This is a genomic window from Serratia sp. Nf2 (assembly GCF_003028435.1).
Taxonomy (GTDB): domain Bacteria; phylum Pseudomonadota; class Gammaproteobacteria; order Enterobacterales; family Enterobacteriaceae; genus Serratia; species Serratia marcescens_L.
Window position 1 is genome coordinate 569,948 of record NZ_PYTW01000002.1, and the last position, 17,484, is coordinate 587,431.

At 56.1% G+C, this 17,484-nt stretch carries 19 protein-coding genes and 1 other annotated feature; of the genes, 10 read left to right on the plus strand and 9 right to left on the minus strand.

All coding sequences use genetic code 11. The features are described from left to right. Positions 1 to 38: 38 nt before the first annotated feature. Positions 39 to 830, minus strand: coding sequence for an inner membrane protein YpjD (locus tag C9411_RS07700; protein ID WP_063991354.1), 792 nt, complete (start codon positions 828 to 830; stop codon positions 39 to 41). 169 nt (positions 831 to 999) lie between these two features. On the opposite strand from C9411_RS07700, the gene ffh reads away from it, so the two are divergent. From ffh to rplS, 5 genes are all read left to right on the plus strand, one after another. Beyond that, entirely contained in the window at positions 1,000 to 2,361 is a 1,362-nt protein-coding gene (gene ffh / locus C9411_RS07705) for a signal recognition particle protein (RefSeq protein WP_004932504.1), read from the plus strand. A gap of 214 nt (positions 2,362 to 2,575) precedes the next feature. Beyond that, complete coding sequence (gene rpsP / locus C9411_RS07710; protein WP_004932501.1) at positions 2,576 to 2,824, plus strand: 30S ribosomal protein S16; 249 nt, start codon at positions 2,576 to 2,578, stop codon at positions 2,822 to 2,824. Positions 2,825 to 2,842: 18 nt separating this feature from the next. Next, positions 2,843 to 3,391, plus strand: a complete 549-nt coding sequence (gene rimM, locus C9411_RS07715) for a ribosome maturation factor RimM (RefSeq protein ID WP_019455135.1) — start codon at positions 2,843 to 2,845, stop codon at positions 3,389 to 3,391. A gap of 52 nt (positions 3,392 to 3,443) precedes the next feature. Next, positions 3,444 to 4,211 (plus strand): tRNA (guanosine(37)-N1)-methyltransferase TrmD, encoded by a 768-nt coding sequence (gene trmD, locus C9411_RS07720; RefSeq protein WP_004932485.1) that lies wholly within the window; start codon positions 3,444 to 3,446, stop codon positions 4,209 to 4,211. Positions 4,212 to 4,259: 48 nt separating this feature from the next. After that, positions 4,260 to 4,616: a 50S ribosomal protein L19 gene (gene rplS, locus C9411_RS07725; protein ID WP_019455136.1), complete on the plus strand. Its 357-nt coding sequence runs from the start codon at positions 4,260 to 4,262 to the stop codon at positions 4,614 to 4,616. Between the two features lie 143 nt (positions 4,617 to 4,759). On the opposite strand, the gene C9411_RS07730 is transcribed toward rplS, so the two are convergent. The 4 genes from C9411_RS07730 to C9411_RS07745 all read right to left on the minus strand — a co-directional run bounded on the left by C9411_RS07730 (position 4,760) and on the right by C9411_RS07745 (position 6,790). After that, entirely contained in the window at positions 4,760 to 4,987 is a 228-nt protein-coding gene (locus C9411_RS07730) for an ogr/Delta-like zinc finger family protein (RefSeq protein ID WP_016929021.1), read from the minus strand. Positions 4,988 to 5,052: 65 nt separating this feature from the next. Beyond that, on the minus strand, positions 5,053 to 5,568 hold the full coding sequence (locus C9411_RS07735; protein WP_107226788.1) for a lysozyme: 516 nt from the start codon (positions 5,566 to 5,568) through the stop codon (positions 5,053 to 5,055). After that, positions 5,552 to 5,773, minus strand: coding sequence for a holin (locus C9411_RS07740; RefSeq protein WP_107226789.1), 222 nt, complete (start codon positions 5,771 to 5,773; stop codon positions 5,552 to 5,554). Before C9411_RS07740 ends, C9411_RS07735 begins: the two co-directional genes overlap by 17 nt. Positions 5,774 to 6,025: 252 nt before the next feature. Further along, positions 6,026 to 6,790, minus strand: coding sequence for a YdiY family protein (locus C9411_RS07745; protein WP_063991349.1), 765 nt, complete (start codon positions 6,788 to 6,790; stop codon positions 6,026 to 6,028). A gap of 506 nt (positions 6,791 to 7,296) precedes the next feature. Here C9411_RS07745 and C9411_RS07750 point away from each other — a divergent pair. Then, positions 7,297 to 8,373, plus strand: a complete 1,077-nt coding sequence (locus tag C9411_RS07750; RefSeq protein ID WP_038871801.1) for a 3-deoxy-7-phosphoheptulonate synthase — start codon at positions 7,297 to 7,299, stop codon at positions 8,371 to 8,373. Between the two features lie 3 nt (positions 8,374 to 8,376). Beyond that, complete coding sequence (gene tyrA, locus C9411_RS07755; protein ID WP_107226791.1) at positions 8,377 to 9,498, plus strand: bifunctional chorismate mutase/prephenate dehydrogenase; 1,122 nt, start codon at positions 8,377 to 8,379, stop codon at positions 9,496 to 9,498. 58 nt (positions 9,499 to 9,556) lie between these two features. Here tyrA and pheA read toward each other — a convergent pair whose 3' ends face one another. The 4 genes from pheA to bamD form a co-directional block, all read right to left on the minus strand. After that, entirely contained in the window at positions 9,557 to 10,714 is a 1,158-nt protein-coding gene (pheA, locus tag C9411_RS07760) for a bifunctional chorismate mutase/prephenate dehydratase (RefSeq protein ID WP_063991347.1), read from the minus strand. A 42-nt stretch (positions 10,715 to 10,756) separates the two neighbouring features. Then, positions 10,757 to 10,883, minus strand: a sequence feature (Phe leader region). Next, on the minus strand, positions 10,835 to 10,882 hold the full coding sequence (locus C9411_RS25800; RefSeq protein ID WP_197687229.1) for a hypothetical protein: 48 nt from the start codon (positions 10,880 to 10,882) through the stop codon (positions 10,835 to 10,837). (Overlaps the previous feature by 48 nt.) A gap of 128 nt (positions 10,884 to 11,011) precedes the next feature. After that, on the minus strand, positions 11,012 to 11,353 hold the full coding sequence (raiA, locus tag C9411_RS07765) for a ribosome-associated translation inhibitor RaiA (RefSeq protein ID WP_060422373.1): 342 nt from the start codon (positions 11,351 to 11,353) through the stop codon (positions 11,012 to 11,014). 312 nt (positions 11,354 to 11,665) lie between these two features. Further along, positions 11,666 to 12,397: an outer membrane protein assembly factor BamD gene (gene bamD / locus C9411_RS07770; protein ID WP_004932456.1), complete on the minus strand. Its 732-nt coding sequence runs from the start codon at positions 12,395 to 12,397 to the stop codon at positions 11,666 to 11,668. A gap of 131 nt (positions 12,398 to 12,528) precedes the next feature. Here bamD and rluD point away from each other — a divergent pair, with 131 nt between their 5' ends. The 3 genes from rluD to clpB all read left to right on the plus strand — a co-directional run bounded on the left by rluD (position 12,529) and on the right by clpB (position 16,941). Next, positions 12,529 to 13,506: a 23S rRNA pseudouridine(1911/1915/1917) synthase RluD gene (gene rluD, locus C9411_RS07780; RefSeq protein WP_063991346.1), complete on the plus strand. Its 978-nt coding sequence runs from the start codon at positions 12,529 to 12,531 to the stop codon at positions 13,504 to 13,506. Further along, complete coding sequence (gene yfiH, locus C9411_RS07785; RefSeq protein WP_107226792.1) at positions 13,506 to 14,237, plus strand: purine nucleoside phosphorylase YfiH; 732 nt, start codon at positions 13,506 to 13,508, stop codon at positions 14,235 to 14,237. The genes rluD and yfiH overlap by 1 nt, the downstream gene beginning before the upstream one ends. 130 nt (positions 14,238 to 14,367) lie before the next feature. After that, positions 14,368 to 16,941 carry an ATP-dependent chaperone ClpB gene (gene clpB, locus C9411_RS07790; protein ID WP_025301647.1) on the plus strand — a complete coding sequence of 858 codons (2,574 nt, stop codon included), beginning with the start codon at positions 14,368 to 14,370 and terminating at the stop codon, positions 16,939 to 16,941. The last annotated feature ends 543 nt before the right edge of the window (positions 16,942 to 17,484 follow it).

The following is a 17,484-nucleotide window of genomic DNA, read 5'->3' on the forward strand; positions in this document are numbered from 1 at the left end:
GTATTCCTTATAGAGAGGGAGAATTGAACCGGGCTGGCTTAGCGCACCATCACCTGCTGAATCAGACGGCTGCCGAAGTAGGCGAGCGTCAGCAGGAAGGCACCGGCGAGGCTGAACCAGACGACGCGGCGGCCGCGCCAGCCTTCATGGTAATGGCCCCACAACAACACGATATACACGAACCAGGCCATGATCGACAGCACGGCTTTATGCACGTTCTCTTTGCTGAACAGATTATCCATGTACAGCAGGCCGGTGCACAGGGTGAGCGTCAGCAGCACCACGCCGATCTGGGTGATATGGAACATCTTGCGCTCGATGCTCATCAGCGGCGGCATGTCGGCGCTAAAGGTCAACTTCTTGTTCTTCAACAGGTAGTCGAGCCAGGCGAGCTGCAAGGCGTAGAGCGCGGCGATGATCAAGGTGGCATAAGAGAACAGCGCCAGGCCGATATGCACCATCAGTTCCGGGCTGGCCTCCAGATGAGTGATGAACTCGCCGGGCATAAAGCTGGCGAAGGCCAGGTTGATCATCGCGAAGCTGTAGACGATCGGCAGCAGGAACCAGCCGCGGTCGCGCGAGGCGACGAAGGTCATCACCGAGCAGATGATCAGGCTGACGATGGAGCCAATGTTCAGCAGGCTGAGATTCTGCCCGGCGCTGACGTCAAAGATGCGCTGCTGCAGCGCGATGGCATGGCAAATCAGCGCCACCACCGCCGAGACGAGGGCAAGCCGACGGTATGCGCTGTTCTTCCGCAACAAACTGGGAATGATCAGTCCAAGGCTGAGCAGGTAGGCCATCAAAGCCACAATGGAGAAAACTGGCATAGCGTTTAATTTTGCTTCGGCGTGGTTAATTGGAGTGTCAGTATAACGTTGCGCGCGTTTCACTCCAACCTATCTCCAACGCTGAGGCAGAGATCCGCCGCGCTTCGTGTTATCATCGGCGCAATTGTGTCGCCGGAGCGGCCTGTCATTACACGTTGAGCATGAGACGATGTTTGAAAATTTAACCGATCGATTGTCGCGCACGTTGCGCAATATCAGCGGCCGCGGGCGGCTGACCGAAGAGAATATCAAGGAAACCCTGCGTGAAGTGCGTATGGCATTGCTGGAAGCGGACGTCGCGCTGCCGGTGGTGCGCGACTTCATCAACCGCGTCAAAGAGAGCGCTGTTGGCCATGAAGTCAACAAGAGCCTGACGCCGGGGCAGGAGTTCGTCAAGATCGTCAAAGGCGAGCTGATCGCCGCGATGGGCGAAGTGAACACCGAGCTGAACCTGGCGGCCCAGCCGCCGGCGGTGGTGCTGATGGCGGGCCTGCAGGGCGCCGGTAAAACCACCAGCGTCGGTAAGCTCGGCAAATTCCTGAAGGAAAAGCAGAAGAAGAAAGTGTTGGTGGTTTCCGCGGACGTTTATCGCCCGGCGGCGATCAAACAGCTGGAAACGCTGGCGGAAGGTGTCGGTATCGATTTCTTCCCGTCTGACGTCAAAGAAAAACCGATCGACATCGTCAATCGCGCGCTGCAACAGGCCAAGCTGAAGTTCTACGACGTCCTGATCGTCGATACCGCCGGCCGTCTGCACGTTGACGAAGCGATGATGGACGAGATTAAACAGGTGCATGCGGCGATCAAGCCGGTAGAAACCCTGTTCGTGGTCGACGCCATGACCGGCCAGGATGCCGCCAATACCGCCAAAGCGTTTAACGAAGCGCTGCCGCTGACCGGCGTGGTGCTGACCAAGGTCGACGGCGATGCGCGCGGCGGTGCCGCGCTGTCCATCCGTCATATCACCGGCAAGCCGATCAAGTTCCTTGGCGTGGGCGAGAAGACCGAAGCGCTGGAGCCGTTCTATCCGGATCGCGTAGCATCGCGCATCCTGGGCATGGGCGACGTGCTGTCGCTGATCGAAGATATCGAAAGCAAGGTCGACCGCGAGCAGGCGGAAAAACTGGCCAACAAGCTGAAGAAGGGCGACGGTTTCGATCTGACCGACTTCCTGGAGCAGCTCAAGCAGATGCGCAACATGGGCGGCATGGCCAACATGCTGAGCAAGCTGCCGGGTGCCGGCCAGCTGCCGGATAACGTCAAATCGCAGATGGACGACAAAGTGCTGGTGCGCATGGAGGCGATCATCAACTCGATGACGCTGAAAGAGCGCGCCAAACCGGAAATCATCAAAGGCTCGCGCAAGCGTCGCATCGCGATGGGGGCCGGCATGCAGGTGCAGGACGTCAACCGCTTGCTGAAGCAGTTCGACGAAATGCAGCGTATGATGAAGAAGATGAAGAAAGGCGGTATGGCGAAGATGATGCGCGGCATGAAAGGTATGATGCCGCCGGGCTTCCCAGGCCGCTGATGGGCCTCCGCACGCCGAGTGCGGGCGCTTTCAGCATTCGCCGTTCGCGGTGAAAACCGCCCGAAATTTGACAGGCTGCAAAAGTTGTCCTCTGCGATCGACGCTTTAGATTGCTTTTTGCGCCAAAATGAGTAAAATTTTCGGGCTTTTTATATTGCAACCGGGCCCCGTCCCTCAATGGGGCCCGGCTGTTTTATTAACTAAAGAGGATGTTATGGTAACAATTCGTTTGGCACGTGGCGGCGCTAAAAAGCGTCCGTTCTATCAAGTAGTAGTGACCGACAGCCGCAACGCTCGTGATGGTCGTTTCATCGAGCGCGTAGGCTTCTTCAACCCGATCGCTTCCGGTCAGGCTGAAGCACTGCGTCTGGACCTGGACCGCATCGAGCACTGGGTTGGTCTGGGTGCAACCGTTTCTGATCGCGTTCACGCGCTGATCAAAGACGCTAAGAAAGCAGCTTAATCTGTCGCGGTGGTGGCAATGAGCAAGCAACTCAAACCGGTAGCGCCTAAGCAGCCGATTGTACTCGGTAAAATGGGGTCCGCTTACGGCATTCGTGGTTGGCTCAGAGTGTTTTCATCCACCGAGAACGCCGAAAGCATTTTTGACTATCAGCCGTGGTTTATCCAGCAGGCGGGTCAGTGGCAGCATATCGAGTTGGAAGACTGGAAGCGCCACAGTCAGGATCTGATCATCAAGGTCAAAGGCATTGACGATCGGGACGCGGCGAATCTGCTGACTAATCGCGAGATTATGGTGGATTCTGAGCAACTTCCTCCGCTGGAGGGTGACGATTACTACTGGAAAGACCTGATGGGCTGCCAGGTAGTCACCACTGCCGGCTACGAGCTGGGTAAAGTCATCGATATGATGGAAACCGGCTCGAACGATGTGATGGTTGTGAAAGCGAACCTGAAAGATGCGTTCGGCATGAAGGAGCGGTTGATTCCGTTTCTTCATGGGCAGGTTATCAAGAAAGTCGATCTCACTGCCCGCGTGATTGAGGCAGATTGGGATCCTGGTTTTTGACCCCCGGATCAAACGGTCGAAGCAAGTGGAATAACGGTAAGGGGATTGGCTTGTGTTCATCGGTATTGTAAGCCTGTTTCCTGAGATGTTCCGCGCTATCACCGATTACGGGGTGACTGGCCGGGCAGTAAAAAATGGCCTGCTGAGCGTGCAGTGTTGGAGTCCTCGCGACTTCACCTACGACCGGCATCGTACCGTGGACGATCGCCCTTATGGCGGCGGCCCGGGAATGCTGATGATGGTGCAACCTTTACGGGAAGCCATTCATGCGGCGAAAGCAGCGGCAGGCGAGGGAGCAAAGGTGATTTATCTGTCACCTCAGGGGCGCAAGCTGGATCAAACCGGCGTGTGCGAACTGGCGGCCAATCAGAAGATGATTCTGGTGTGCGGCCGTTACGAAGGGATAGACGAGCGCGTAATCCAAACCGAAATTGATGAAGAATGGTCAATCGGCGATTACGTTCTCAGCGGCGGGGAACTGCCGGCGATGACCCTGATTGATTCAGTCGCCCGTTTCATACCGGGTGTGCTGGGCCATCAGGCCTCAGCGGAGGAAGACTCCTTTGCCGACGGATTGCTGGACTGCCCGCACTATACCCGCCCAGAGGTGTTGGAAGGGATGGAAGTACCGCCGGTTCTGCTGTCGGGCAACCATGCCGAGATACGTCGCTGGCGCTTAAAGCAGTCGCTGGGCCGAACCTGGCTTAGAAGACCTGAACTTCTAGAAAGCCTAGCTCTGACTGACGAGCAAGCGGTGTTGCTGGCTGAGTTCCAACGGGAACATCAGGCTAGGCAACAGGACTATGAAGGAAACGTCTGACATCAGACGGGACCGATATATCAGTTTACCTAGGGTAAGAGACATATTATGAGCAACATTATTAAGCAACTTGAACAAGAGCAGATGAAACAAGACGTACCTGCATTCCGTCCGGGTGATTCCGTGGAAGTGAAGGTATGGGTCGTTGAAGGTAGCAAAAAACGTCTGCAGGCATTCGAGGGCGTGGTTATCGCTATCCGTAACCGCGGTCTGCACTCTGCATTCACTGTTCGTAAGATTTCCAACGGCGAAGGTGTTGAGCGCGTATTCCAGACTCACTCCCCAGTAATCGACAGCATTACTGTTAAACGTCGTGGTGCCGTTCGTAAAGCTAAACTGTACTACCTGCGTGAACGTACTGGTAAGTCTGCTCGTATCAAAGAGCGTCTGAACCGCGTTAACTAACGCTGCATCCAAAAGTTAATAGTTATCGGGGGTTGGCCTATGCCAACCCCTTTTTTTATCTGAAAATCCAGTTGCGTTGCATTTGCGAGATTTGACCGCCTTGTAGCGACATTAAAAAAGCCTGCATCAGCAGGCTTTTTGCATTACAGCGCGGCGGCGCTTTGTTTATGCTGATTCTCCGGCGGATGCGGCTGCGCCGGGACAATGTCATCGCCGGGCTTGACGATCACCCGTGCAACGGATTCGTGCGTGGCGAACGTGCAACTGCAGTTGATGTTGCGGCATTGATGGTAACGCTCTTTGGTCGACTCGCTCAGATAGCGACTGGAGCGAGTGTGGGCCACGTGACCGCAGAGTGGACAGTGCATCATAAGAACCCCCCTTGAACAAATTAAGTGAAATTGTTGTGGCATCACCACTTAGGCGAGCGAGCCCGTCATGATGAGGCAATGCCTTGCAAGCACAGTGCGCGTTCCGTGGCGCGTCGCTGTTCCAGCCCCTTGTTTTTCTTTCCGTTTACGTAAATCCAGCGTGGCAACTGATCGCAAGCCTGCTGCCACTGGCGCTGCTGCAGCAGCGTGACCAGCGTGGAGTGGCAGGCAGCGCTGATGCCCACGTTGAAGGCGAAGGCGATCACCGAGTCATAGGTTTCTTGTGGGAGCGTTTGCGGCAGGCAGGCGGCCATGCCACGCTCGGTACGGCGAATATCGTCGACCAAATCCACAGCGGCTTGCCGTTCATCGATCGTCTTGCCCGGGATGACGCCGGCGGTGTGCCCAATGCCCTGTGTCCACACTCCGGCGCTGCACTGGTAAGGCGACAGGCGGCAACCTTCGAGATCGGCGATCAGCCTGAGACCGGCTTCTGAGGTTTGCAGCTCGCCAAATGACGGTAACAGCACGGCGATGGCCAAAACGGCGGCGACGCTGCAGCGCTTAACGATTGCACTCATCGTAAATCTTCCTCCGATATGCCGCGTTGCGCTCAATAGCCTTCAAGATCTGCAGGCTTTTACGTCGGTAGTACCAGTTCACCAGAAACGTGCCGATGCCTACCGCCGCACCGACTAAAAAGGCAATGTCCTGCGGAGAGAGCTTGCCGAGCCAGGCGAGAAACAGCGCCATGGCGTAGGTGATGAATGAGGTGATTTTCTCCATAGCTTATGCTCGCTTTGTTTACAGCATCTCGGGAGCTGTGGTGGTCATCGATGCGTTACTGGTCGCTCTCTATCGAAATCCATCATGGCCCGAGGCTGTATAATAATTACTGTATATGCATACAGTATTAAGCTATTTGCTAAAGTCGTCAATGGGCGGGATGAATATTTTTAGCAGATTGTGCAAAAGAGGGCGGCGGGCATAAAAAAAGCCCATCGATGATGGGCTTCGAGAAATTCTGGGTGGGGGAAGTTACAGGCCGTAGACCAGCGTGACCGAGGTGGTGGTATCGGTGTTCTTGGGCGCTGAGGCCGGCGGTTTGCTGTTGTAGGTCACGGTGTAGGCCACGCGCAGTGAGAAGCGATCGTTGATCGCCACGTTCAACGCGCTTTCCGAGTTCAGCGTGGTTTCCTCGTTCGCCAGCGCGGAAACGCCCTGAATGAACTTGGTGTTGTCGGTCAGCTGATAGGAGTAGTTGGCCGCACCGTAGGCCAGCCCTTTGGTCGAGCGGCCGCCGCCATGGTATTCGTCATGGCGCACGCCGGGACCGAATTCCACCCGCAGATCGCTGAGCGGCCCGTTGAGGAGTTGACGGCCGTAACCGCCGGTCAGCGTGGAGCGCGAGTCATAACCGTTGAAACGGTCGCTCAGCCAACTTGCCTGGCCGAACAGATAGTTGCGATCGGTCAGGTTATAGCGCGTACGGCCACCGGCCTGGTACTTTTCGGACGAGCGCACGTTGGAGGAGGTAGTATTATTGGCCGCCCCCCACAGGCTATACGCCGTGTCGCTGTTGAACCAGGTCATGTTGGTGTTGGCCAGCAGGGTGGAGCTCTGCGAGTTGCCTGACTGGGCGTTATAGCCCGCCTGCACGTTGCCTTCGAACGGTTTCTTGGCGGTGGCCGGATCGTCCATCGCGGTGAAAAGCGTATTATCGGCAAGAGCTGAAACACTGGTGAAAGTCGTTAAGCAGCAAATATACAGCGGAAAAGCGCGACGAGCGCGAGAAGAGAGCATCTTGGATCCAGTTGTTAAGGGTGGTTATTGTTGATGACGGTCACATTATATCGGTTCATTTCGGCGACAAAAATAGCCGCCATTAGCTTAAGTTTTTAGTTTTTATTCCTCATTTATTCGCTTTTCTTCTACTTAAATTCATCGCTTTCGGCGGCATTTCGTGCTGAGTCTAACGGTATCCGCTGCTGCCCATTCGCTGGCGCCGAGACGGGCGGCGTGGCTTCCCTGTAAAATCAATTGTACAAATATATTTACAGTTAAGGGTTTTGATGGGGAAGGCGCACAGGCGCATTGCGATGAACTTTATTCTTGATTATCTAATTGAATTTATTGTTATTTATTTTTCTACCTTAAGGTTTTTACGAATGCTTTTTCATAAGATTAAGTACGGTAATTTTTTATTTACGGAAATTGGATTGAAAACTTTACATTGCGTGGTAAGGTAGAGCCCTGAAACGCTCAATGTTCCATTTCAACGCATAACGCCAAACGACAGGAATAGCATCATGCAAAAAGACGCGCTCAATAACGTACACATCAGTGCAGAACAGGTTCTCATCACGCCGGAGGAGCTGAAGAACCAGTTCCCGCTCAGTGCAGACGACGAAAATGAAATTGCCACTGCGCGTAACACCATCGCCAACATTTTGCAGGGGCGCGATCATCGCCTGTTGGTGGTGTGCGGGCCTTGTTCGATCCACGATCCGGATGCGGCGCTGGACTACGCCCGTCGTTTGAAAACCCTGGCGGCTGACTTGAGCGATCAGCTGTACATCGTTATGCGCGTCTATTTTGAAAAACCCAGAACCACTGTCGGCTGGAAAGGTTTAATCAACGATCCGTACATGGACGGTTCGTTTGACGTTGAAGCAGGCTTGCATATCGCGCGTCGCCTGTTGCTGGATCTGGTGGGCATGGGCTTGCCGTTGGCTACCGAAGCGTTGGATCCGAACAGCCCGCAGTACCTGGGGGACTTGTTCAGCTGGTCGGCGATCGGTGCGCGTACCACCGAATCGCAGACCCACCGTGAAATGGCTTCCGGCCTGTCGATGCCGGTCGGCTTCAAAAACGGCACCGACGGCAGTTTGGGCACCGCCATCAACGCCATGCGCGCCGCCGCCATGCCGCACCGTTTCGTCGGCATCAACCAGGCGGGCCAGGTTTGCCTGCTGCAGACGCAGGGCAACCCGGACGGGCACGTGATCCTGCGCGGCGGCAAAACCCCGAACTACAGCGCCGAGCACGTTGCGGCCTGTGAAAAACAGATGCTCGAGGCGGGACTCCACCCGTCCTTGATGATAGATTGCAGCCATGGCAACTCGAATAAAGACTATCGCCGTCAGCCGGCGGTGGCCGAGTCCGTGGTGGAGCAGATTAAGGCGGGCAACCGCTCGATCACCGGCATCATGCTGGAGAGCCATCTGCATGAGGGCAATCAGTCTTCCGAACAGCCGCGTGCAGACATGCGTTACGGTGTGTCCGTCACCGACGCCTGCATCGACTGGGAGAGCACGGAAACGCTGCTGCGTCATATGCATCAGGAACTCGGCGCTGCGCTGACGGCACGCACGGGAGAAAAGTAAGTTATGGTGGCAGAACTGACCGCGTTGCGCGATCAAATCGACGAGGTGGATAAAGCGTTGCTGGATCTGCTGGCAAAACGCCTGCATCTGGTAGCGGAAGTGGGGGAGGTGAAAAGCCGCCACGGTTTACCGGTTTATGTGCCGGAGCGTGAGGCGGCGATGCTGGCCTCGCGCCGTCAGGAGGCGGAAAACCTCGGCGTGCCGCCGGATTTGATCGAGGACGTCTTGCGCCGCGTGATGCGCGAATCGTACGTCAGCGAGAACGATAAAGGCTTTAAAACCCTGTGCCCGCAGCTGCGGCCGATCGTCATCATCGGCGGCAACGGCCAGATGGGCCGGCTGTTCAACCGTCTGCTGACGCTGTCGGGTTATCAGGTCAGGGTATTGGATCAGGAAGATTGGCCGCAGGCGGAGCAGCTGTTGGCCGACGCCGGCATGGTGATCGTCAGCGTGCCGATCCATGTGACAGAGCAGGTGATAAGCCACCTGCCGCCGTTGCCCGACGACTGTATTCTGGTGGATTTGGCATCGGTGAAAAACCGCCCGTTGCACGCGATGCTGGCGGCGCACAGCGGCCCGGTGGTGGGGCTGCACCCGATGTTCGGCCCGGACGTGGGCAGCGTGGCGAAGCAGGTAGTGGTTTACTGCGACGGCCGCCAGCCGGAGGCTTACCAATGGTTGCTTGAACAGCTGCAGGTGTGGGGCGCGCGGCTGCATCGCATTAGCGCGGTCGAACACGATCAGAATATGGCGTTTATTCAGGCACTGCGGCACTTCGCCACCTTCGCCTACGGGCTGCACCTGGCGGAAGAGAACGTACAGCTGGAGCAGCTGCTGGCGCTCTCCTCGCCGATTTACCGGCTGGAGTTGGCGATGGTTGGCCGCCTGTTCGCGCAGGATCCACAGTTGTATGCCGACATCATCATGTCGTCGGAAGAAAACGTGGCGTTAATCAAACGTTACTACCAGCGCTTCGGCGAGGCGATAAAGCTGTTGGAGCATGGCGATAAACAGGCGTTTATCGACAGTTTCCGCAAGGTGGAACACTGGTTCGGCGATTACGCCCAGCGTTTCCTGGTGGAGAGCCGCACGCTGTTGCGGCAGGCCAACGACAGTCGGCAGTAAAATACCGGTGGTAAATAAAAATGAAGGGTTCGGCTTGGCCGAACCCTTTTTTATCGGGTCAGGAAGGGTTGACCGGCACTACGGTGTCGCTCGGGTAACAACCCAACACCTTCAGCGAACGGGTGATCGACGCCAGATCGCGCAGCGCTTTCTGCATCGCGTCGGCACGTAGGTTGGCCTGCACATCAATGTAGAACATCTCTTCCCACGGATTGCCGTTGATCGGGCGTGATTCCAGCTTGGTCATGATGATGCCGTTGTCGCGCAGCACCAGCAGCGCTTCGACCAAGGCGCCGGATTGCTGACCGGTCGCCATGATCAGCGTGGTTTTGGCCGGCACCTGCTCAGAAACCTCGATCGCTTTGCGCGCCAGGACGATAAAGCGGGTGATGTTCTGCTGCTGGTTGGCGAGGTTGTGTTCCAACACCTGCAGACCGTACAGCGCGCCACCGGCTTCGCTGCCCAGCGCGGCCACTTTCGGCGAATTCAGCTTGGCGACTTTCTCCATCGCGGCTGCAGTGCTTTCGGTGTATTCGATTTTCCAGTGTGGGAAACGGTTAAGGAACTGGCTGCACTGCTGGAACGGCTGCGGATGACTGTAGACGGTTTCAATCTGGCTAAGATCGCTGTCGCCGGCTACCAGAACGCAGTGGTTGATCGGGTTGGTCAGTTCACCGACGATCGACAGACTGGTGTGCTGCAACAGATCGTACACCTCGTTAATCGAGCCGGAGCTGGTATTCTCGATCGGCAGAATCGCGTAGTCCGCCTGGCCGGTTTCCACCTGGGCGAAGATATCCTGAAACTTCTGGCAGCCACATTCAATCAGCTGATCGAAGTGGCGGGCAGCGTATTGGCGCGCCGCCAAATGCGAGTAAGAGCCTTTCGGGCCGAGAAAGGCGATGCGGGCGGAGTGCTGGCTGACGGGATTGAGCTGGTGCTGCAGCAGCGCTTGTTGGGTCAGAACGGAGTCTTCAATGATCAGTTGGAACAGGCGAGTGACGTAGAAACCGTCCAAGTCGTAAGGCTTGGCGGCGGCGATCAGCGCATCCAGCAGATCGCGCTCGCGCTCTTTGTCGCGGATCGGGCGGTGAGAGTGCAGCTTGGTCTTGCCGACTTCGATCGCCAGCTCACGGCGTTCCGCCAGCAGGGCCAACAGTTTCAAATCCAGTGCGCTGATGCGCTCGCGCAGCACCAATAACGGGTTGTCAGTCATAATCAGCTTCCGCCTTCAGTTCTTATTCGTTATAAAACAGCCATAAAAAAAGCCCCCTGTTTCCAGGAGGCCTTGTTGTTCGTCTTCGCATTCTTTCTCACACGACGAAACGCCTCCCAGTCAGGGGAAGGTAAAAAAGAATGCGAAGAAAAACGATGTACGTAGCATGGTCTACCTAAGGTTGATGCGAACAGGTTTTAAAGTAACCGCTGGCTTTTACCCCGTCAACAAAAATACCCGACAAAAAACGCGCCCTCGGGCGCGTTTGATGCGGTAACCGTAGTCGGACTCGGACAGTTATTCTTCTTCCGGTGTGACTTCCGGCACGATGTCTTTCACGCTGGCGTTGCAGCGGCGCGCTTCACCTTTGTGTTGCACCTTGTTCAGCTGGCGCTCCAGCTTGGCGATCAGCTCATTAACGGCGGTATACATGTCATCATGTTTGGCGCTGGCGACCAGCGGGCCGTTCGGCGTGGTAATGGTAGCGTCGGCGACAAACCCCTGTGGTTCTTTGGATAAGACGATGTGCGGGTTTATCAGCTGGGTCTGCCATTTTTCCAGTTTGGTGAGACGGTCTTCGACGTGATTGCGGATTGCGGGAGTGATATCCATTTGTTTGCTGGTAATGTTCAATGTCATATAACTTACCTCTCTGTCTTTCCGTCTTGGTGAATCCAGCATACCCCGCTTTTTGTTTAAATGCGTGATGTAAATCACGATTTTTTGTCACTTTTTGCAAAGTTAGTTCAATCTGTGATTCAGCATTTGAATTGGTTATCTAATGCTTGAGAGTTGCCGCCGGATGGCGCATTATCGATGAGTTGACCGGTGAGGAGCGTTAGCTAACACCGTGTTTTTACTTGTGTATTTTCCCAGTAAAAACCCGGTCAACGCCAATGAAAACGGCAGCCGAGGCTGCCGTTTGGTTTTTCTGCCGATGCCGACGCGCGGTTATTGCGGGTTGGCGGCGATCACTTTGGCCACTTTGTCAGCTTGGCCGTTCAGCTGCAGCTGCTTGTAGGCATTTTCCATCAGCGGCAACACGTCGTGCGTCGCTTTGGTATCCGGGAATTCACGCAACATCTGCTCGGCGCGATTAACGACCGCGACGTAAGCACCGCGTTTAGTGTAGTATTCCGCCACCGAAAGCTCATACTTGGCCAAGCGGTCTTTCAGATACACCAAACGCTTGTTGGCGTCGGTCGCGTATTGGCTGTTCGGGTATTGCTGAATCAGCTGGCTGAAGTCGCGGAACGCAGCGCGAGCGTGCTGAGGATCGCGATCTGAACGGTCAACCCCGAAGAAGCCCTGCAGTGCGCTGTCATCGAGCGCCATGTCGGTCAGGCCGCGCATGTACATCACGTAATCGATGTTCGGGTGCGTCGGGTTCAGGCGCATGAAGCGATCGATGGATGCCTGAGCCATCGGCAAGTCGGCGGCCTTATAGTAGGCGTAAATCAAATCCAGCTGGACCTGCTGGGAATACGGCCCGAAAGGATAGCGGTTATCTAACGCTTCGAGTTGCGTAATCGCGCCCTTGAAGTTACCGTCCTGCAGCTTTTGCTGCGCGGTAGCATAGATTTCCGAAGGTGGGTTGTCGGGAACCGCATCCTTGGATGTGGAGCAACCTGCCAGCGCCAGGCTCAACGTGGCTGCCGCCACCAGATATTTCATACGCGTCATGACGTTTTGATTATCCTCAGGGTGTTATTCCGGGAGACTGTCCGTTAAGCTCCCGACAAAGACCAGGTACAATAGCACATTATATTAAACGGCATCGCCGTGAAAACCCAACGTTAACGAAGAAGCTGCATATGGCACAACAAGTACAACTCACCGCAACGGTGGCCGAATCTCAACTCGGACAACGTTTAGATCAGGCTTTGGCCGAATTGTTCCCTGATTATTCACGATCTCGCATAAAAGAGTGGATCCTGGGCGATCGGGTGCAGGTCAATGGCAAAACGTCAAATAAACCGAAAGAGAAGGTGCTGGGCGGAGAGACCGTCGCCATCGATGCACAGATTGAAGAAGAGGCGCGTTGGGAGCCGCAGGATATCGCGTTGGATATCGTCTATGAAGACAGCGACATCCTGGTGATCAACAAGCCGCGCGATTTGGTGGTGCACCCTGGTGCCGGTAACCCGGACGGCACGGTGCTCAATGCGCTGCTGTATCATTACCCGGAAATCGCCGACGTGCCGCGTGCCGGCATCGTGCACCGTCTGGATAAAGACACCACCGGTCTGATGGTGGTAGCGAAAACCGTGCCGGCACAAACCCGGCTGGTGGAAGCGCTGCAGGCGCGTGAAATTACCCGTGAATACGAAGCGGTGGCGATCGGCACCATGACCGCCGGCGGCACGGTAGAAGAGCCAATCGCGCGTCACTCCACCAAGCGCACCCACATGGCGGTGCATCCGATGGGTAAACCGGCGGTGACGCACTACCGCATCATGGAGCACTTCCGCGCACACACCCGCCTGCGTCTGCGTCTGGAAACCGGCCGTACTCACCAGATCCGCGTACACATGGCTTATATCAGCCATCCGCTGGTGGGCGATCCGCTGTACGGCGGCCGTCCACGTCCGCCGAAAGGCGCTTCGGAAACCTTCATCAACACGCTGCGCGGCTTTGACCGTCAGGCGCTGCACGCCACCATGCTGCGTTTGTACCACCCGATCAGCGGCATCCAGATGGAGTGGCATGCGCCGCTGCCGCAGGACATGGTCGATCTGATCAACGCGCTGAAGGCAGACACCGAAGAATTCAAAGATCAGATGGACTGGTAATGAACCCGCTCATTCTGCCCGACTGGCCGTTGCCTCCCGGCGTTAAAGCTTGCAGCACCACGCGCGGCGGCGGCGTCAGCCTGCCGCCTTATGACTCGCTGAACCTCGGCACCCACGTCGGTGACGAGGAGCAAGCGGTGAAGTGCAATCGAGAAAGGCTGGTTACCGCCGCCGGCTTGCCACAGATGCCGGTATGGCTCGAGCAGGTACACGGTACCCGCGTGATGCCGTTGACGGGACAAGCGCCCGTCGATCTGCGGGCGGATGCGGTGTACAGCAACGTGCCGGGGCAGGTGTGTGCAGTGATGACGGCGGATTGCCTGCCGGTGCTGTTCTGTTCGCAGCACGGCGACGAAGTGGCCGCCGCCCACGCCGGTTGGCGTGGGTTGTGCCACGGCGTGCTGGAACAAACCGTGGCGGCGTTCAGCGCCGCGCCGGGCCAGATCAGCGCCTGGCTGGGGCCGGCGATCGGTCCGCAGCAGTTTGAGGTCGGGTCGGAGGTGCGCGCCGCTTTCATGGCGGAAGATGCTGAAGCCGCGTTGGCATTTACGCCGCACGGCGATAAGTTTTTGGCTAATATCTACTTGCTGGCTCGCCAACGCTTGTTGCGTGCAGGCGTTCAGGCCATCTATGGCGGCGACCGCTGCACGGTTAACGAAACGAGCCATTTTTTCTCCTATCGACGCGATGGAATAACCGGACGTCTGGCAAGTTTAATCTGGCTGATATAACCTATTGAATTAGGACGATCCAACGACGCATGGCGTTGTACCGAAAATTTAGCGTCGAGATAACCTTGAAAATTTGAGGGATGACCTCATTTAATCTCCAGTAGCAATTTCGACCCATCTTGGAGGTGTTATGCGTCTGGATCGTCTTACCAACAAATTCCAGCTTGCCCTCGCCGATGCCCAGTCACTAGCCCTTGGGCACGACAACCAGTTTATTGAACCGCTACATCTGATGAGCGCCCTGCTCAATCAGGAAGGGGGCACGGTTCGTCCACTTTTAACTTCCGCAGGTATCGATGCCGGGCGCGTGCGCACCGAGATCGAACAGGCACTGTCCCGTTTACCGCAGGTAGAAGGTACCGGTGGCGACGTTCAACCGTCTCACGAGCTGGTGCGCGTTTTGAACTTGTGCGACAAGCTGGCACAGAAGCGTGCGGATAAATTCATTTCTTCCGAGCTGTTTGTGCTCGCGGTGCTGGAAGACCGCGGTTCGTTGACCGATTTGTTAAAAGCGGCCGGCGCAACGGCGGACAAAATCAGCAAAGCCATTGAACAAATGAGAGGCGGTGACAGCGTGGAAGATCAAGGCGCCGAAGACCAGCGGCAAGCATTGAAGAAATACACGATCGATCTGACTGAACGCGCCGAGCAGGGCAAACTTGACCCGGTGATCGGCCGTGACGAAGAGATCCGTCGCACCATTCAGGTGCTGCAACGCCGTACCAAAAACAACCCGGTGCTGATCGGCGAACCTGGCGTGGGTAAAACCGCCATCGTCGAAGGCCTGGCGCAACGCATCATCAACGGCGAAGTGCCGGAAGGGCTGAAGCACAAGCGCGTACTGTCTCTCGATATGGGGGCCTTGATCGCCGGCGCCAAATACCGCGGCGAGTTTGAAGAACGACTGAAAGGCGTGCTCAACGATCTGGCCAAGCAGGAAGGCAGCGTTATCCTGTTTATCGACGAACTGCACACCATGGTCGGCGCCGGTAAGGCGGACGGCGCGATGGATGCGGGCAACATGCTCAAGCCGGCGCTGGCGCGCGGCGAACTGCACTGCGTCGGTGCCACCACGCTGGATGAGTACCGCCAATATATAGAGAAGGATGCGGCCCTCGAACGTCGTTTCCAGAAAGTGTATGTGGCGGAGCCGAGCGTGGAAGACACCATCGCTATCCTGCGCGGCCTGAAAGAGCGTTACGAACTGCACCACCACGTGCAGATCACCGACCCGGCCATCGTGGCGGCGGCAACGCTTTCGCACCGATATATCGCCGATCGTCAATTGCCGGACAAGGCTATCGACCTGATCGACGAAGCGGCGTCCAGCATTCGCATGCAGATGGACTCCAAGCCGGAGTCTCTCGACAGGCTTGAACGCCGCATCATTCAGTTGAAGCTGGAACAGCAGGCGCTGAATAAAGAGTCTGACGACGCCAGCAAGAAACGCCTGGACATGCTCAGCGATGAGCTGGGGCAGAAAGAGCGCGAATATTCGGAGCTGGAAGAAGAGTGGAAAGCGGAAAAAGCCTCGCTCTCCGGCACCCAGAACATCAAGGCTGAACTCGAGCAGGCCAAAATCACCCTGGAGCAGGCGCGCCGCGTCGGCGATCTGGGACGGATGTCAGAACTGCAATACGGCAAAATCCCTGAGCTGGAGAAACAGCTTGCTGCCGCTACGCAGGCCGAAGGCAAGAGCATGAAACTGCTGCGCAATCGGGTGACCGATGCGGAGATTGCCGAAGTGCTGGCGCGTGCGACCGGGATCCCGGTGGCCAGAATGCTGGAAGGGGAGCGTGACAAGTTGCTGCGCCTGGAGCAAGAGCTGCATTCGCGGGTTATCGGCCAGGACGAAGCGGTCAGCGCGGTTTCTAATGCTATCCGCCGCAGCCGCGCCGGGTTGTCTGATCCTAACCGGCCGATCGGTTCGTTCCTGTTCCTCGGCCCGACCGGGGTGGGGAAAACCGAGCTCTGCAAAGCGCTGGCTTCGTTCCTGTTCGACAGCGACGACGCCATGGTGCGTATCGACATGTCCGAGTTTATGGAGAAACACTCCGTTTCTCGTCTGGTCGGCGCGCCTCCGGGTTATGTCGGCTATGAAGAGGGCGGTTACCTCACGGAGGCCGTGCGCCGCCGGCCTTATTCGGTGATTCTGCTGGATGAAGTCGAGAAAGCGCACCCGGACGTATTCAATATTCTGTTGCAGGTGTTGGATGACGGCCGACTGACCGATGGTCAAGGCCGTACCGTCGATTTCCGCAATACCGTGGTGATCATGACTTCCAACCTGGGCTCCGATCTGATCCAGGAGCATTTCGGTCAGATGAATTACGCACAGATGAAAGAGTCGGTGATGGAGATGGTGAGTCACCACTTCCGTCCGGAGTTCATCAACCGTATCGACGAAGTGGTGGTGTTCCATCCGCTGGGCGAGAAACACATTGCTGCAATTGCCAAGATTCAGCTGTCGCGTCTGTACAAGCGTTTGGAAGAGCGCGGTTACGAAGTGACCATGACCGAACCGGCCCTGGCGCTGTTGAGCAAAACCGGTTACGACCCTGTGTATGGTGCACGTCCGTTGAAACGCGCTATTCAGCAGGAGATCGAGAACCCGCTGGCGCAGCAAATCCTGTCCGGTAAGCTGATCCCCGGCAAGCTGGTGACGCTGGATGTGGAAAACGACCATATCGTTGCACGCCAATAACGGCAATCGAGCGTCATAAAGATGAAAGGGAGCGGGTGACCGCTCCCTTTTCTTTATCTTCGTTTGTCTCTATTTACAGGGTTTGCCGCTATTGCTGTGCTAAAACCGGTGTTTTTTGACTAATAAACATCCTAAAAAGGCATTTTGGGTGATTATTTGAGCGCTTGAGAGGTTTTTTGCATTTAGGGGTTGCGGCCCGCCGAGAACTCCCTATAATGCGCCTCCACTGACCGGGAACAACGACTGACAAGCCGCCGGGTCAGCGAGAGGAAAGCGAAATAAACGCTTGACTCTCAGGGCGAAAAGCGTAATATACGCAGCCCGCGCCGATGAGTTTCTCGGCACTGCTCTTTAACAATTTATCAGACAATCTGTGTGGGCACTCCACAAGACGATATCCAGCATCTTCGGATGCAAAAAAAATATCAAGTCTTGAAGAGTGACTAACTGAAGTAAAATTCATGCAGTAAATCTTTGAGCATCGCTTCTCGAGTGGAAGCAAATCAAGCTTTTAATTGAAGAGTTTGATCATGGCTCAGATTG

Coding starts and splice junctions, on each gene's coding strand:
- C9411_RS07700 (WP_063991354.1), bottom strand. CDS start 830: ATGCCAGTTTTCTCCATTGTGGCTTTGATGGCCTACCTGCTCAGCCTT.
- ffh (WP_004932504.1), top strand. CDS start 1,000: ATGTTTGAAAATTTAACCGATCGATTGTCGCGCACGTTGCGCAATATC.
- rpsP (WP_004932501.1), top strand. CDS start 2,576: ATGGTAACAATTCGTTTGGCACGTGGCGGCGCTAAAAAGCGTCCGTTC.
- rimM (WP_019455135.1), top strand. CDS start 2,843: ATGAGCAAGCAACTCAAACCGGTAGCGCCTAAGCAGCCGATTGTACTC.
- rplS (WP_019455136.1), top strand. CDS start 4,260: ATGAGCAACATTATTAAGCAACTTGAACAAGAGCAGATGAAACAAGAC.
- C9411_RS07730 (WP_016929021.1), bottom strand. CDS start 4,987: ATGATGCACTGTCCACTCTGCGGTCACGTGGCCCACACTCGCTCCAGT.
- C9411_RS07735 (WP_107226788.1), bottom strand. CDS start 5,568: ATGAGTGCAATCGTTAAGCGCTGCAGCGTCGCCGCCGTTTTGGCCATC.
- C9411_RS07740 (WP_107226789.1), bottom strand. CDS start 5,773: ATGGAGAAAATCACCTCATTCATCACCTACGCCATGGCGCTGTTTCTC.
- C9411_RS07745 (WP_063991349.1), bottom strand. CDS start 6,790: ATGCTCTCTTCTCGCGCTCGTCGCGCTTTTCCGCTGTATATTTGCTGC.
- C9411_RS07750 (WP_038871801.1), top strand. CDS start 7,297: ATGCAAAAAGACGCGCTCAATAACGTACACATCAGTGCAGAACAGGTT.
- tyrA (WP_107226791.1), top strand. CDS start 8,377: ATGGTGGCAGAACTGACCGCGTTGCGCGATCAAATCGACGAGGTGGAT.
- pheA (WP_063991347.1), bottom strand. CDS start 10,714: ATGACTGACAACCCGTTATTGGTGCTGCGCGAGCGCATCAGCGCACTG.
- raiA (WP_060422373.1), bottom strand. CDS start 11,353: ATGACATTGAACATTACCAGCAAACAAATGGATATCACTCCCGCAATC.
- bamD (WP_004932456.1), bottom strand. CDS start 12,397: ATGACGCGTATGAAATATCTGGTGGCGGCAGCCACGTTGAGCCTGGCG.
- rluD (WP_063991346.1), top strand. CDS start 12,529: ATGGCACAACAAGTACAACTCACCGCAACGGTGGCCGAATCTCAACTC.
- yfiH (WP_107226792.1), top strand. CDS start 13,506: ATGAACCCGCTCATTCTGCCCGACTGGCCGTTGCCTCCCGGCGTTAAA.
- clpB (WP_025301647.1), top strand. CDS start 14,368: ATGCGTCTGGATCGTCTTACCAACAAATTCCAGCTTGCCCTCGCCGAT.